The sequence below is a fragment of the Vibrio sp. HM8-C genome, assembly GCF_058630515.1.
The window spans coordinates 127,715-143,498 of sequence record NZ_JBMMKS010000013.1; the positions used below are offsets into that span (position 1 = coordinate 127,715).

Consider the following 15,784-nt stretch of genomic DNA (forward strand, 5'->3'; position numbering starts at 1 on the left):
CAGAATGAATAAAAGCTAAATCGATAAAGATTAAAAATTACACCCTACACATTTGAAGGATTATGCAGTCCCTTCGGAGAGAGCGATGAAAGAACAAAATGCATTAAAACAAGTCGCTGAAATGGCAAAAATTGCCGACAGCTATGTGAGCGCTTGGGGCGATGAAGCGAAAGTTGAAGATGAGACCATTCGCCGTCTTTTGGCTTCTTTAGGTTATGACATCACCAATGATGAAACCTTATTAAAATCGGCTGAGAAAAAACACAAAGCTGATGTATTGGAACCCGTATTAGTGATTCGCCAAGGTGAGCCACTAGAGGTCTCCCTAAACCTAGGTTCAAGTGCACGTGAAAGTGAATTTGATTGGCGTTTAGAAACCGAACAAGGCGACATTTTTGAAGGCTACCTGCAGTCTCAGATCATTAGAGATGAGCGTGCACAAGGTGGTCCGTTAGTGTTTTCTCTGCCTAGCGATTTAGCGCTGGGTTACCACAAGTTATTTGTTTCTCGTAAGCGTCGTAAGGCACCGTATGAGATGACTGTTATTGTCACACCAACTGCGTGTTACAAACAGCCAGCGATGGAAAAAGGCAAAAAGCTTTGGGGACCAAGTATTCAGCTTTATACACTGCGCACTCAACACAACTGGGGTATCGGTGATTTTGGCGATCTAAAACAGTTGGTTGCTGACATCGCTTCTCGCGGCGGTGACTTTGTTGGTTTGAACCCAATTCACTCTCTGTTCCCAGCTAACCCAGAAGGTGCGAGTCCGTACAGCCCATCTTCTCGTCGTTGGTTGAACATTCTTTACATTGATGTGAGCTCAGTTCCTGAGTTCGCGTTAAGTGGTGAAGCGCAACAACAAGTAGGCAGTGCCGAGTTCCAGCAGCGCCTGCAAAAAGCGCGTGAATCACATTGGGTGAATTACACCGAAGTGGCTCAAATGAAAATGAGCGTACTACCGTTGCTGTTCAGCGAGTTCAAAGCTCGTCATCTCGACAAAAATACCGACCGAGCTCGTGCATTTTTGGACTTTGTGGAAGAAGGTGGAGACAGCTTGTTGCATCAAGCAACCTTTGATGCGCTACACGCACAGCTTCATGCCGAAGACAGCAATGTTTGGGGTTGGCCAGTATTCCCTGAGAAATACCGCCGTTTTGATAATCCAGCGGTACAAAGCTTCATCGAAGAAAACCAAGATGCCGTTCATTTATACATGTATTTGCAGTGGGTTGCTGACACGCAAATCAACGAAGCTCAGGCTCTTGCTGAAGAGAAAGGTATGGCGGTTGGCTTGTACCGTGACTTAGCGGTTGGTGTGGCAGATTCGGGTTCTGAGACTTGGGCTGACGAAGGCAACCTGATTCTGGATGCGAGCATTGGTGCTCCACCAGATGTGCTTGGTCCACTAGGTCAGAACTGGGGTCTTCCGCCGCTGAATCCTCAAGTACTGCAAGCGACAGCTTACGATGCTTACATCAAACTTCTGCGCGCTAACATGAAGCATTGCGGGTCTCTTCGTATTGACCACGTACTTGGTTTATTGCGTCTGTGGTGGATTCCAAAAGGTGAAAACGCAACGAAAGGTGCGTACATCTACTATCCAGTGAAAGACATGCTAGCAATTCTTGCGCTGGAATCTCACCGTCACCAATGCAGTGTTATCGGTGAAGATTTGGGTACTGTGCCTGATGAAATTGTTGATCTATTGCGTGATGCGGGTGTTCACTCATACAAGGTGTTCTTCTTCGAGACTTCTAAAGAAGATGGTGGCTTTATTTCACCAGCACACTATGCGCCTCAGTCAATGGCTGCACTGTGTACGCACGATATGCCGACACTACGTGGTTTCTGGCACTGTGCTGACCTGAAAATGGGTAGCGAAATAGGCTTGTATCCAGATAAAGAACAGTTGGCAGGTTTGTTCGATGACCGCTTGAAATGCAAACAAGGCATTTTGGATTCAGTTGCTTGGCACGGCTATCTACCTCAAGGTGTTGGTCGCGATGCGAGTATGGTTCCTATGGATTCATACCTCAGCGAAGCGCTACAACTTCATGTTGCTGCGGGCGCCTCTTCTCTATTGAGTATTCAGCTTGAAGACTGGCTAGAAATGGATAATCCGGTAAACATTCCGGGTACAGTAGACGAATATCCAAACTGGCGTCGTAAATTGTCTATGAATTTGGATGAAATTTTTGCTCGCGAAGATGTTAATCGAATCTCAACTCGATTAACGGAAGCTCGCGCGAAAGCAAGCCAGTAATAGAGTTTGTACTTAAAAAACTCAGGGGGAAATTTAGTGATTTCTTATATTTACACTAAGAAATTTAAGTTAGGTCACTCTCTCGTTCTCCTGAGTTCTGTAAGATGAATTAACGCTAGTATGCCCGCCAATGTAGCGGGCATTTTTATTTCTCTGTTGCGCTAGGAGAAGAGTATTGAAAAAAACAAAGAAGCCTTCGAAATTACAAGTCGCCTATAACCAGCTTTCTCATGCTGGTTTTGCTGATCCATTCGCATTTTTAGGTCCGTTTAATTCTTCTAAGCAAGAGGCATTGCGAGTTTGGATGCCGGGTGCAGATAGTGTGGAGTTACTGGTGGATGGAGAGCCGAGAGTGACTCTTGAAAGAGAGGAAGACTCAGGCTTTATTCTGAAATCAGACCAAGATCTCCGCTTTACTCACTATCAACTTGCCGTTAACTGGTCAGGCACTGAACAAATCGTTGATGACCCATACCAATACCACGGAATTTATGCCGAGTATGATGATCTGCACACTCCAAAAGAGATGTATCGTCATATGGGTTCTCAGTTCATTACCTTAGAACGCGATGGCAAACAAATCTCCGGAATTCGTTTTCTTGTCTACGCTCCGCATGCTTCGGCTTGCAGTCTGGTGGGGTCGTTTAACCAGTGGGATGGTCGTCGCCATCCAATGCAACGTTTGGATTATGGAATTTGGGGACTTTTTATTCCCGGGCTGGAAGAGGGCGTTCAATATAAGTTTGAATTGAAAGGACCTCACGGTGAAGGTTTACCTCACAAAGCTGACCCATGGGGATTCTATGCTGAGCAACATCCTTCTTTCGCCTCTGTCACTTATGATCATAATCGTTACCAGTGGCAAGATGGTGAGTGGCAAAATCGTCCTGTAACTCAAAAGCGTAAAGAAGCGCTGTCGTTTTATGAGTTACACGCCGGCTCTTGGAGGCGTGGTGAAAATGGTCGTTTTCTTAACTATCGTGAATTAGCCGATCAGCTTGTTCCATATCTGGTGGATATGGGCTACACCCACGTTGAGCTTATGCCTGTTTCCGAGCACCCGTTTTATGGTTCTTGGGGCTACCAACCTGTGGGTTTGTTTGCGCCAACCAGTCGCTACGGCTCGCCTGATGATTTCAAATATTTTGTCGACATGTGTCACCAAGCTGGACTTGGGGTGGTGCTTGATTGGGTTCCGGCACATTTCCCATCCGATGACCACGGTTTAGCTAATTTTGATGGTACACCGCTGTTCCATGATCCAGACCCACGACGTGGTTGGCATCAGGACTGGAACTCCTACATCTATGATGTTGGACGTGAGCATGTGCGCCGTTTCTTAGTATCCAATGCTTTGTATTGGTTCGACATGTTCCATATTGACGGCATTCGTGTTGATGCAGTGGCTTCTATGCTCTATTTGGACTACTCACGTAGCCACGATCAGTGGATTCCGAACGTTGACGGTGGGCGTGAGAATTACGATGCCATTGCAACCTTCAAGTGGATGAACGAAGAAGTTTATAAATACTTCCCTAATGCGATGACGATTGCCGAAGAATCAACGGCTTTCCCTGGTGTTTCTGCACCAACCTTTATGGGCGGTTTAGGATTCGGCTTCAAGTGGAACATGGGTTGGATGCACGATAGTCTTTCTTATATCAAGGAAGATCCGGTGCACCGTAAATACCACCACAACACATTAACTTTCCCGCTGATTTACGCATTCAGTGAAAACTATGTGTTGTCTCTGTCTCACGACGAAGTTGTCTACGGTAAGCAATCTTTGATCTACAAAATGCCGGGTGATGAGTGGCAGCAAACTGCAAACATGCGCGCTTATTTTGGTTATATGTATGCTCAACCGGGTAAGAAGCTTAACTTCATGGGATCTGAGTTTGGTCAGACTGCGGAATGGAATCACGATGATCAATTGCAGTGGTTCTTAACAGATTTTGACCGCCACCGTGGCATTCAAAGTCTTATTCGTGACCTTAACCATTTGTATCAAGGGGAAGCGGCACTGCATGAGCGTGACTGTGAACCATCTGGTTTTGAATGGCGTTTACAGGACTCAGCCGATGCCAGTGTGATTGCGCATGAGCGCATTAGTGATAAAGGTGAGCGAATCCTTGCGATCACTAACTTCACTCCTGTGCCACATGAACAGTTCCGTTTAGGTGTGCCGAACAAAGGTCGCTATGAGCTGATTCTGAACACAGACAGTTCGCAATATGCTGGTAGCAACTTTGATGTTGTTACAGTGGCTGAAACAGAAAAAGTGAAAAGTGAAGGTTTAGCGCAGTCTCTTATGGTTCGCTTACCGCCACTTTCTACACTGTTCTACAAGTTAAAAGCATAGCGGACAGCTACTAAAAAAGGCCCCGATTTATAGTGTAAATCGGGGCTTTTTTATGTCTTGAAACATCACTCATTAAGATTAGGATGCTGGCGATTTTGATAGTTCGTAAGCTGATTTTTTAATGCTTCGAAGGTGTTAAACGCACTTGATACAGAAAGTTGATTCGCCAACCAGTCAGGCAAGTATCCACCAGGGTCTGCATAGGCTGTGTAGTCGATATGGGTTAATCCATTGGTGAGTTTTTCCAATGTCCAATCCGCTTCTACCGCTTTGATACGCACATAGCCAGATTGTTCCGGATACTGATCTGCCGCGTCTTTGATTTCCAACTTGAACGCACCATTGTCGATCTCGTATTTCGAATACGTCACCATGTCTCGATCACGAGCTGGCCACGACGCTGAGAACTGCGTATAAACGATGTTTTCATTGGTGGAAAGTTGCTTTAGCACTTTGCTGCTGCTGACTTTATCAAGCCAATTCGGCAGGTTGTCACTGTCTTCCAGTAGCACTAAGAATGCTTGATATGTGGTAGGCGTGAACATCTGGGCGCGGATTTCAACCAATCCTCCTTGATGTTCACGAGTATGAATTCGAATGCCGTTCTCGCTTTTTGCGAGTTTCCATGGCAGTTCACTGTTTTCACTTTTCGCCCAAACAAGACTTTGAGCGAAAAGTAACGATATGGCGACAATGCGTGTAACCATAGAACTCCTATCTGAACAGTATCCTTCTAAGCGGTGTTCGCTCAATTCCTTTTACTAAGAGTAGAGTGAGGATCGTTGTTCCTGCAAATAAAGTGATGTCTCTATCCCAGCTACTTTGTTGCAACATGCCAGAAATGTTCATCACAACCACCGCGACTAGCAGGTGGCTAACGTAGATGCCTAATACACTGTTGGCGAAAGATTGTATCCATGCAGCACTTCCCCAATTAGGTTTTGCTAGTAGTAGCAAGAAAGTGCCAACACCCCATATCGCAGTGCCGAAAAGGTAATCGTTATAGCTAAAAATTTGGCCATTTTGATGTAAACCATAGGCTTCGAAGAAATGCACAACCATCCCAAACAACGCCATTAATGATGCTATTTTTGCACTACAGGCAATATTTCGCTCGCGAATTACATAGCCAGCCGCCACCATCAAGGTACTGAAGAACGGACCATTGCGTGTGAAGAATGGGGCTTCTAACTCGGTGACCACACTGTAACTTCCAGCCAGCACACCATAAATGTATAAGACAAGCGCAGTGGGAATAAGCCATTTAGAAAGATTCCAGCGAACGAGCGCAGCGATGATTACCACAGCCATAATCAGAGATGGAATAAACCAAAGGTGAACCAATCCGCCTTCAAGCACAGAGTTCAATGGGTTCATCAGCAGATAGTCCCAATAACCGACGCGTTCAGCGAGGTAGCTTCTATCTGCAACATCGGCGAAGTTAAAGGGCATCGACAGGCTTAAAATACTCCATACCAACCAAATACGAATCAGTGGTAGAGAGTAGCGTTTTGCTGTTTCAAAAGGTGCAGTGCTGAGCTTTGGCTGAATCAGATAGCCAGAGATCAAAAAGAACAACGGAACTGCAAAGCGAGTGGCTTGGTTGAAAAGGTACGCAAGCCAAGGTTCATCATTGTAAAAGGTGTGAGTGGTGAACAATTGGCAATGAAGACCAATAATTGCGAGCATAGCCACCGTTCTTCCGAACTCTAGGCTCTTAATTTTATTTAACGACGTCATAAGTACTTACAAAGAAAAAATAGAAAGTGGAACAATACTGGTTATGCAACTTGATCCTTTCGAGTCATATCAACAAATAAGCACTTGCTCTCAACAATTGCTCTGATTTGTGAACTCGATAGGCGTTAGTTACATCGAAACAAAATGCGTTACATTAAATCAAATGCGGACAGCAGGAATATACCAAACGTGCATGAGAAGAGTGAAAAGATAGTTGTTAGTGCAATGATATTGGCTGCCAGTGTTGCATTGCCTCCCATCGCTCTCGCCATTACATAACTTGCTGCGGCTGTTGGAGCTGAACTCATTAGGAACACAAGTCCAAGTTCCATTCCTCTGAAACCAAATATGAGAGCGCCTAATGTGGTTAATAGTGGCGCGAGAATGAGCTTAAAGCCAGTAGCATACCAAGCGGGTGCGTTGTCTTCTCTGAGCGCTTTCAAATCCAAAGAACCACCAGTGCAAAGCAGAGCCAAAGGGAGAGTCATATTCCCCAAATAGCGCCCCGCATCGGTCACCATTTTAGGAATTGGAATAGAGAATCCATAACAGAAGATGCCGAACAATATGGCGATAATCAGCGGGTTCTTAGTCAAGGTTCGAAAGATGATTTTGGAAGTAGGAGTTCCTTTGGCGTCACTTTTGATGGTTAAAGCGATGACGGCTTGGATGTTGTAGAGCAAAGTCATACTGGCAACATAGATAGCCGCCAGTGCAACCCCTGTATTTCCATAAGCATTGGCTACGTAGGCGATAGCAATAATCGCCGTATTGGCACGGAACGCGCCTTGAATAATGACACCTTGGTCTTGGGGGCGGTTAAAGGTTTTTTTAGTGATAAACGTAGTCAGCAGGAAGAACAGAAAGTTTGCGACTACGCCATAGAGAATTAAAGATGTGCTGGAAGAAAAATCGTGGTTTGAGCTAACTATGCTCAAAAACAGCATGGTCGGCAGTGTCACTTCAAAGACGATTTTCGACGCAACTTCGATAAAGTTATCGTTAATCAGATTGATACGTTTAAGAAAAACTCCGAGTACCAGCATCAAACAAATAGGGCCTGTAATGGAGGCCGAAAACATCAGTAATTGAAAGATACTGTCCACGTTCATTCCTTGAACTTCAATATTAAAAACAATAAGCACTGACGTTGTGTTTAACGACTGTGCTTACTGAAAGATTTTTATACTCTACAGCGTGTTGCAGTTGATTGGAATACGCTTTCTCGGTCAACCTTATGAACAGCAGTTTGCCTTATGTTGTTTAGGGCTAAAACGTTTCCAAAGGTCTGCTGCGATGATCGCGGCTAACGCGATACCACTTGCCCATGAGATCGCAGCAGGCAGTAGTTCGTTGCTGGCAGCAAGCTGAGCATTGATATTGATATCGTAGGTATCGACCAAGAAGTTGGTGAGATAACCAAACAATATAGCGACACCCACCACACCAACTAAGTAGCTCACAAGTGCTTTGGAACCCAGCTCTTTTCTAACAATTCCAAGTGTAGCCATGTTGGTCGCTGGACCCGCAAGTAAGAACACCAGTACAGCACCCGGCGAGACGCCAGCCAGCATCAAACCTGCCGCAATTGGCGTTGAAGCTGAAGCACAGATGTACATAGGCACACCAATCAAAGCCATCAGTACCATCGCCCAAGGGCTACGGCTGATCTCCACTAAAGCTTCTGAAGGAACAAATGTAACGACTAACGCTGAGACAACCAAACCAACGATCAGCCATAGCGATAAATCTTCAATCAAATCCGTGAAGGCGTATTTCTGACCCTCCCACATTTTTTGCAGCCAAGGTTGTGGTTTTTTCTCAATAGCGTGTTCTGTCGATTCATGACTACTGCAACTATGCGAGCCTGAACAACATGAACTTTTTACTGGCTCGACGGGTGGCGGTGGCGTGTGGTTATCTTTATCCGTCACCAATACCAAAAACGCTGCACTGATTGCTGAAGCAGTGGCCGCTATCGGGCGAATAACAGCCATGAATGGCCCCAATAGCGCGTATGAAATGGCAATCGAATCAACGCCAGTTTCCGGTGTCGAAATTAAAAATGCCGTTGTTGCACTTTTCGAAGCGCCTCCACGACGGAGTCCTACCGCAGCGGGTATCACTCCACAAGAACATAGCGGCAGCGGCATCCCCAATATCGCTGCTTTGATGCTTGGCCACATTCCGTGTCCGGTTAGGTGTTTGCTGAGTTTCTCGTTGCTTAACGTGACTTTAAGTACACCAGCAACAAACAAACCTATGATTAGCCAGAAAGAAGCGTCAAGCCACAAATCGAGCAGGGTATTTAAAAACGTCGTAATAGCTTGCATGTTAAGCCTCCTCTGGTTGAGTTTGAGTTAAAGCTGTCAGGATAGTGCAGTGCTCGGCGGAATGTGCTCCTCCACAACAGCGCTCGTTAATCACTTTCAATGCATTGTGCATGTGTTGCAGTTGAGCAATGCGCAGTTCAATGTCTTTCAGCTTAGCTTGAGTGATGTCTTTTACTTCTTGGCAAGTGTGCTGGTCAGGCTCAATTTGAATCGAAAGCAGTTCCTGAATATCACTTAGAGATAAGCCAACTTCCTTTGCGTGAAGGATGAATTTCAACTTATCAATACAGTGTTGGTCATATTGACGATAGCCGTTATCGGCACGCAGCGGTTCTATTAAGTTTTGCTGCTCATAAAATCGAATAGCCTCTGTGGTGATGTTGAGTTGTTTCGCCAGTTGACCGCGGGTTAAAGACACCATGTACAAACCTCACTTACCTTGTCATTTTTTAAGAGTATAAACTTTGTAGTTAAGTACAAGGTCAAGGCTTTAATTGTGTGTAGGAGAATTTATTTTGTGTTCCTTGCGAGCGAAAAGACTGTTTGTAAAAAAAGAACGATCGTACTAAACTTTTTCGCGTGTTAACTGAAGTTGATGAGCAATGAGTAAAGGAAAAATTACCCGCGAAAACATTTTGGCTAAGGCGTTTGATTTAGCCAGTGAAAATGGATTGGAGAGCTTAACCATTGGAGAGCTTGCCAAGCAGTGTGGTATGTCAAAAAGCGGTTTGTTTGCTCATTTCAATTCAAAAGAGAACTTACAATTAGCCGTGGTTGATTTTGCGAATGAAGTGTTTGTCTCACGTGTCATTGCTCCTGCTCGTGAGCTGGGTGATAAGAACATCGAGAGCAAATTGCGTTCTATCCTAGATAGTTGGATGGGTTGGAACCACTCTTTCCAAGGTAGTTGTATGTTTTTAGATGCTTGGAAAGAATCGGCAAAAAGTGAATGTGCCATTCAGCAGGAACTCAAAAAAATCATCTCTCATTGGATTCAGTACTTACAAATTCAGATTGAAAAGGGCGTTGAGAACCATCAGTTCCGAGAGGATTTGGACGCCAAGCAAGCGAGTTATGAGCTTTACGGTTTGTATCTTAGCGCGCATTTGTTCTATTCCATTTATGGACAAGAGCAAAGCCACCAGAGATTTTGGCAAGGAGTCAGCGACTTATTTGATCGCTGGAAACGTTAACCAGTAAAAAATTTACCAATAAAAAGCACGACCGTACGTTTTTGGTTTAAGGATAGTTATGAGTGAGAAAATTTACTTCAACACAGCGCAACGTTTTAACTGGCGCCGCAGCTTAGTCAATGTCACTACACGTTTGCACCATACATTGGCTCCAAGGCATGCAAAGAAAACGGCAAGAAAACTTCTTCTTACTCCAGACCGTATGAAAGCAAAGAACCAAGCGCCAACGGGTTTAATCAAATCTCATGTTCAATCACCGGAAGGGCAGCTAACTACATTCCGATTGGGCACTGGCCCTGTTTGGGTATTAACTCATGGCTGGTCTGGGTCTTCGAATCAGTTTTATCCATTAATGGAACACATCGCCTCACTAGGTTTTACCGCTCTTGCTTACGATCATCCTGGGCATGGTGAAAGTGAAGGAGCTTTAGGGCATATCCCAGCCTTTGTTCGTGGGCTAGAAGCGATTCTAGACAGTGAAGATGATGTTGCAGGCTTGATAGGGCACAGCATGGGTAACGCAACAGCGTTGGAATGTCGACATGCTAAAGTCGCAAACTGCCCGATGCTATTGATCGCACCGGTTTTGGATTACTTAGATAACCTGTTTAGTACCGTAGCTCGTTCTGGTTATTCAATGCGTTTATTTGAAGAAGTGGTAAACGAAGTTCAGGATGAATATCGCTACCCAATTCACTCCATTGATCCATACAAAAAGCTAAAGCAGCGTGAGTCGCAGACTATAATTGTTCATGACGAAGGCGATAAATTCGCCAAGTATTCGGTATCGCAAAGAGCGTCTCAAGAAATGGAAAAAGTTACGCTTATAACAACTCAAAACCAAGGTCATGGCAGAGTGATGACAAGTCCTGAGGTAATGGATGCATTCGATCGAATCGCTAGGCTGGTTTAATAAAAACAAGATTCTTGTCTTGGTTAATGTTTAAAACTTGTGTTTTATTTAAGCTCAGTCTAACGGAAAGGGATATTTATATTTCTATTTATTTCAAAATGTTAAGTTGTTGGATTTTATGTTGATTAGTTTAACAACTTGACAAAAATTTATTATCTCCTTGTTTGGTTACGTGTGATCATGATGTTGCCGTAAGGCCTTTACAAGGAAAATAATAATGAATAGAAATGATAGTGTCCCTTTACCCAGTAACACCCGAGAATGGTTTTTTAACCGAAACAGTCTGATAGTGATTGCAGATATCGCATTGTTTCTAACCTTACTCTATACCCTACCTTTTGAGCCTAACGTAGTGTTGGGTATCAGTATGCTCACGTTTATCGCCATCCTTTGGCTGACGGAAGCATTACATGTCACCGTGACAGCAATACTTGTCCCCGTAATGGCGGTGTTTCTTGGAGTGTTTGATACCCAAGCTGCTCTGAACAACTTCGCTAACTCGATTATCTTCCTATTTTTGGGCGGCTTTGCCCTCGCGGCGGCTATGCATCGCCAAGGTTTAGATAAAGTTATTGCCGATAAAGTACTAGTGTTAGCCCAAGGACGTATGAGTGTGGCTGTCTTTATGTTGTTTGGTGTCTCTGCTGCGCTTTCAATGTGGATCAGTAACACAGCAACCACGGCAATGATGCTGCCATTAGTGCTTGGCGTATTAAGTAAAGTTGACGATAAGCGAGGTCACTCAACTTACGTCTTCGTACTGTTAGGTATTGCTTACAGTGCAAGTATTGGTGGTATTGCGACCGTGGTTGGTAGTCCACCTAACGCCATTGCAGCAGCTGAAGTTGGTTTAACCTTCGTTGGTTGGATGAAATTCGGTTTGCCAACAACCTTGGTGATGCTCCCTATCTGTTTAGCGATTCTTTACTTCATGTTAAAACCGGATCTTAGTGGTCAATTTGATACTCATTCTGAGCCAGTAAACTGGGACAAAGGTAAAGTCGTTACTCTTGGAATCTTTTCGCTGGTGGTATTTCTATGGATATTCAGTAAACCAGTGAATGCCATGCTCGGTGGTTTTAAAAGCTTTGATTCCTTAATCGCACTTTCTGCCATCATTATGGTGAGTTTTGCCCGAGTAGTGCACTGGAAAGACATTGAGAAAACCGCAGACTGGGGAGTTTTGCTTCTGTTTGGTGGCGGTATCTGTTTAAGCAACGTTCTAAAGCAAACAGGTACTAGCGTATTCCTAGCCAATGAATTGAGTCAGCTTATTTCGCACTTTGGTATGTTCTTCATCGTTTTCGTTATTGCTGTGTTCGTAGTGTTTCTAACCGAGTTCGCAAGTAATACTGCAAGTGCAGCATTGCTTGTGCCTGTGTTTGCGAGCGTTGCAGAAGTGTTTGGTGTATCGCCAGTGCTATTGTCGGTACTGATCGCTATATCTGCTTCTTGTGCATTCATGCTCCCAGTTGCTACACCGCCAAACGCAATCGTGTTTGGCACAGGTCATATTGTCCAAAGCGAAATGATGAAGGTTGGTTTTGTCCTTAACCTCGCATGTATCGCCATCCTAACCACCATCGCGATGACGTTCTGGTAAAGAACATTTAGAACGAAAAAGAGCTGTTCTGTATGAACAGCTCTTTTTTTTGTGCAATATATTTGGATATTATTTTCTACTTACATATTTCGAACTGAATCAAATAAATTAAAGTTATTATTATTTTATTAGTTAATTATGACTTTCTTGATTTTTCTATGACGTAAAAATCCAATTAGGCAGATGGATGTAAGTGATTGGTTATGTATTGCCTGTAGCGAGTAATATTTTGCCTGAACTGATTTTAATAGCATCTATATATGTATGCATATATTGGAATGATAATTGCCATCGTTAATATATTATTAATTACTTAGTGAACGAACTGTGGCAAAGGGAATTATTGTTGGGCATATAGGAACTGATCATGATGGTTTTCCTCCAACACCTGTAATATCAGGTTCTAGTACAGTTAAAATTGATGGTAGTTCTGCAGCGCGCTTAGGCGATGCTCTTGCTCCACATGACAAGCCTAAACATCCGCTTCATCCACGCAGCATTGCTAGTGGTTCTGCAACCGTAAACTTTGATGGAATGCCAGCAGCAAGGGCTGGAGATGCAGTTGACTGCGGTGGCGTATTACAAGGAAATAGCAGTGTTAACATTGGCTAAAAAATTATCCTTATTTAGCTTAATCATAGTTATCTCAAGTGTTGCTTACGGCAGCGATATGGATTATGAACCCACTCAAGTTGACAGTGAGAAAGCTTACTTAATAGGAAAGTTATTACGATCTCAATTTAAGAATGCTGAGGCGAGGCGTTTTCTGAAGTATTCCGCAGATAATGGGAATATGAAAGCTGCCTATTTATATGCCGTAGAAATAATGGCGAATCCCATAGCTGAAAGAGCTATCCAAGAAGGTCGATCTTACCTTGTTAGAGCTGCGATTGGAGGTAATAGACATGCGATGATGCATCTGTCTGAGGATGAGAGTTGGCTCTCGGCAAGCGAAAGAAATACTTGGAAGCAGAGTTACTACGATTCCTTAATTGATCTAGGGAAATTTAGTCCAGAAGTTGCTTTCTATGAACTATCTAACTTCTATGCAGATAACGATTTTAATCTATCTCAATACTATTTAGCCAAATCAATCGAGTTTAGTTACCCTCCGGCTTTAATGAAACAGGCTGACAATTACATGCTAGGGCAAGGTTCGTTCTATTTGCCTGGCAAAAGAGATACTGAAGCAAGAAAGCTTTATTTATCTGCTGCGCAGCTTGATTACTTACCAGCCATTAAAACGTACATTCAACTGCTTGAAAAAAAAGGAAATATTGTGTCTGCATTAGAATGGAGGAAAAAGTCGCTGGAACTTGGTGACATTACATCATTAGTGTCTGTAGCATTTATATATTCAGGAAGCTTTAGCCAAAATTATCAATTTGTAGAACATGATTATGTCAAAGCAAAAGCTTATTTGAATTTATATATCGATAATGTTGGTCAAGATAAGTTCTTTTCTTTAACTGAATTGGCAAAGACAAGATATTCAAGAATTTTAGATAATTTATCAGAAGAACAATTAGCTAGTTCGCTATTAATTGAAAATCATTTTAACAATAGAGTTAATTTCTACAATTATGACTTGTATTGGGATATTTAATTTTATTTTAAGTATGAAACTCAATCTGATTTTTGGATTTGCTTCATGTTTTTTTGATTGACTGAATATTTTATTTATTAATTAGTGCAATGTTTGCATTAATTAATCCTTACATGTTTGTTTTAGATTAATAGTGTCAAACATTATTAATGATTGCGAATGACCTGACAAAGTTTTAGGAGATGTTATGGCTAAAGAAGGAAGTGTTGCTCCTCAGGAGCGAATTAATATCAAATACATACCTGCCACGGGTGATTCTCAGACTGAAGTAGAGCTGCCATTAAAAACACTTGTTGTCGGTGATTTTAAGGGGCATCCAGAAGATATTTCTTTAGAGGAAAGAAAAGCGATCTCTATTGATAAAAATAATTTTGAATCAGTGATGCGTGAGAGTGATTTGAAATTGACAACTACAGTCAAAAACAAACTGGTAGATGATCAATCCAAAGAATTGTCAGTAGAAATTAAGTTTCAGTCTCTAGCCGATTTTTCTCCTGATTCGGTTGTTGTTCAGATCCCAGAGTTAAAAAAACTGGTGGAACTTAGGGAGGCGTTGGTAGCTTTAAAAGGACCTTTAGGGAATATCCCCGCATTTCGTGAACGCTTACAGAGTTTAATACATTCTGAAGAGTCTCGTGAGCAGCTTCTCTCAGAGCTGAATCTAATCGGTGAATCAGATAAACCTCAACCATAAGTTGACCTATTACACTTGTCGTTTTTTACTTCGGGACCGCATTTTTATGTCTGCAACTGAAATCAAACTTGAGAACACCCCAGCTATAGAAAGAAGCCTACTTGATGAAGTAATGGCTCAAACCCGAATTTCACCTAATGAAGATGGATATGAAATAGCAAAGAAAGGGGTTGCTGCTTTTATTGAAGAATTGATTTTCTCAAACCAAGCTCAGGAACAAATTAACAAAGCTCTTGTTGATAAAATGCTTGTTGAATTGGACAAGAAAATAGGTGCTCAAATGGACGAAGTTCTCCACGATCATTCGTTCCAACAAATGGAATCAGCTTGGAGAGGATTAAAGCTCTTTGTTGACAGAACGGATTTTCGAGAAAACAACAAAGTAGAATTGTTGCATGCAACCAAAGAAGAGTTGCTCGACGATTTTGAATTTGCACCTGAAGCTACTCAATCTGGTTTATATAAACATGTGTATTCTGCAGGGTATGGCCAGTTCGGTGGAGAGCCGACAGGAGCTATCATAGCCAATTTTGCTTTTACACCGTCCACGCCTGATATCAAACTGATGCAATATTTGGGTTCTCTTGGGGCAATGTCTCATGCTCCAGTAATATCCAGTGTTGGTCCTCAGTTCTTCGGGATAGCGTCCTTTGAAGAACTGCCTAATATCAAAGATATCAAAGCTATCTTTGAAAGCCCTCAATATACAAAATGGCGGGCGCTAAGAGAGTCCGAAGATGCACGATATCTCGGGTTAACAGCACCTAGATTTTTATTACGAGTTCCTTATGACTCAATAGATAACCCTATAAAGTCATTTAATTATTCAGAAAGTGTCAGCGGCTCTCATGAGCATTATTTATGGGGGAATACTGCTTTTGCATTTGCGACTCGTTTGACAGATAGCTTTGCTAAATACAGATGGTGTCCAAACATTATAGGTCCCCAGAGCGGAGGAACTGTCGAGGATTTACCTGTACATGTATTCGAATCTATGGGGGCATTGCAAAGTAAGATTCCAACTGAAGTGTTGATTACAGATCGGAAGGAATTTGAATTGGCTGAGGAAGGGTT

At 42.9% G+C, this 15,784-nt stretch carries 14 protein-coding genes; 9 read left to right on the plus strand and 5 right to left on the minus strand.

Annotated elements, in window-relative coordinates; all coding sequences use genetic code 11:
• The first annotated feature begins 85 nt into the window (after positions 1 to 85).
• Together malQ and glgB are read left to right on the plus strand one after the other, a co-directional pair.
• Positions 86 to 2,266 carry a 4-alpha-glucanotransferase gene (malQ, locus tag ACOSVQ_RS15380; protein ID WP_491983380.1) on the plus strand — a complete coding sequence of 727 codons (2,181 nt, stop codon included), beginning with the start codon at positions 86 to 88 and terminating at the stop codon, positions 2,264 to 2,266.
• Positions 2,267 to 2,441: 175 nt separating this feature from the next.
• The gene (glgB, locus tag ACOSVQ_RS15385) at positions 2,442 to 4,628 is read left to right on the plus strand and encodes a 1,4-alpha-glucan branching protein GlgB (protein WP_491983381.1); all 2,187 of its coding nucleotides are present in this window, start codon (positions 2,442 to 2,444) and stop codon (positions 4,626 to 4,628) included.
• Between the two features lie 65 nt (positions 4,629 to 4,693).
• Here the strand turns inward: glgB and ACOSVQ_RS15390 are convergent, their stop codons facing one another.
• The 5 genes from ACOSVQ_RS15390 to zntR all read right to left on the minus strand — a co-directional run bounded on the left by ACOSVQ_RS15390 (position 4,694) and on the right by zntR (position 9,122).
• On the minus strand, positions 4,694 to 5,335 hold the full coding sequence (locus tag ACOSVQ_RS15390) for an START domain-containing protein (protein ID WP_491983383.1): 642 nt from the start codon (positions 5,333 to 5,335) through the stop codon (positions 4,694 to 4,696).
• Positions 5,336 to 5,342: 7 nt separating this feature from the next.
• Positions 5,343 to 6,368: an acyltransferase gene (locus ACOSVQ_RS15395; protein ID WP_491983384.1), complete on the minus strand. Its 1,026-nt coding sequence runs from the start codon at positions 6,366 to 6,368 to the stop codon at positions 5,343 to 5,345.
• Positions 6,369 to 6,517: 149 nt separating this feature from the next.
• On the minus strand, positions 6,518 to 7,480 hold the full coding sequence (locus tag ACOSVQ_RS15400; protein WP_491983385.1) for an AEC family transporter: 963 nt from the start codon (positions 7,478 to 7,480) through the stop codon (positions 6,518 to 6,520).
• A 123-nt stretch (positions 7,481 to 7,603) separates the two neighbouring features.
• Positions 7,604 to 8,701, minus strand: coding sequence for an SO_0444 family Cu/Zn efflux transporter (locus ACOSVQ_RS15405; RefSeq protein ID WP_491983386.1), 1,098 nt, complete (start codon positions 8,699 to 8,701; stop codon positions 7,604 to 7,606).
• Between the two features lies 1 nt (position 8,702).
• The gene (gene zntR, locus ACOSVQ_RS15410) at positions 8,703 to 9,122 is read right to left on the minus strand and encodes a Zn(2+)-responsive transcriptional regulator (RefSeq protein WP_491983387.1); all 420 of its coding nucleotides are present in this window, start codon (positions 9,120 to 9,122) and stop codon (positions 8,703 to 8,705) included.
• A gap of 181 nt (positions 9,123 to 9,303) precedes the next feature.
• Between zntR and ACOSVQ_RS15415 the strand changes: the two genes are divergently transcribed.
• From ACOSVQ_RS15415 to tssC, 7 genes are all read left to right on the plus strand, one after another.
• Positions 9,304 to 9,894 carry a TetR/AcrR family transcriptional regulator gene (locus tag ACOSVQ_RS15415; RefSeq protein ID WP_165313304.1) on the plus strand — a complete coding sequence of 197 codons (591 nt, stop codon included), beginning with the start codon at positions 9,304 to 9,306 and terminating at the stop codon, positions 9,892 to 9,894.
• Positions 9,895 to 9,952: 58 nt separating this feature from the next.
• Positions 9,953 to 10,807 (plus strand): alpha/beta fold hydrolase, encoded by an 855-nt coding sequence (locus ACOSVQ_RS15420; RefSeq protein WP_491983388.1) that lies wholly within the window; start codon positions 9,953 to 9,955, stop codon positions 10,805 to 10,807.
• 217 nt (positions 10,808 to 11,024) lie between these two features.
• Positions 11,025 to 12,410, plus strand: a complete 1,386-nt coding sequence (locus ACOSVQ_RS15425; RefSeq protein ID WP_491983389.1) for a DASS family sodium-coupled anion symporter — start codon at positions 11,025 to 11,027, stop codon at positions 12,408 to 12,410.
• A gap of 327 nt (positions 12,411 to 12,737) precedes the next feature.
• Positions 12,738 to 13,022: a type VI secretion system PAAR protein gene (locus tag ACOSVQ_RS15430; protein ID WP_491983390.1), complete on the plus strand. Its 285-nt coding sequence runs from the start codon at positions 12,738 to 12,740 to the stop codon at positions 13,020 to 13,022.
• Positions 12,967 to 14,016 carry an SEL1-like repeat protein gene (locus ACOSVQ_RS15435; RefSeq protein ID WP_491983391.1) on the plus strand — a complete coding sequence of 350 codons (1,050 nt, stop codon included), beginning with the start codon at positions 12,967 to 12,969 and terminating at the stop codon, positions 14,014 to 14,016. Before ACOSVQ_RS15430 ends, ACOSVQ_RS15435 begins: the two co-directional genes overlap by 56 nt.
• Before the next feature lie 187 nt (positions 14,017 to 14,203).
• On the plus strand, positions 14,204 to 14,710 hold the full coding sequence (tssB, locus tag ACOSVQ_RS15440; protein WP_491983392.1) for a type VI secretion system contractile sheath small subunit: 507 nt from the start codon (positions 14,204 to 14,206) through the stop codon (positions 14,708 to 14,710).
• A gap of 46 nt (positions 14,711 to 14,756) precedes the next feature.
• Positions 14,757 to 15,784, plus strand: a 1,028-nt coding sequence (gene tssC, locus ACOSVQ_RS15445) for a type VI secretion system contractile sheath large subunit (RefSeq protein WP_491983393.1), incomplete at its 3' end; no start/stop codon positions are given.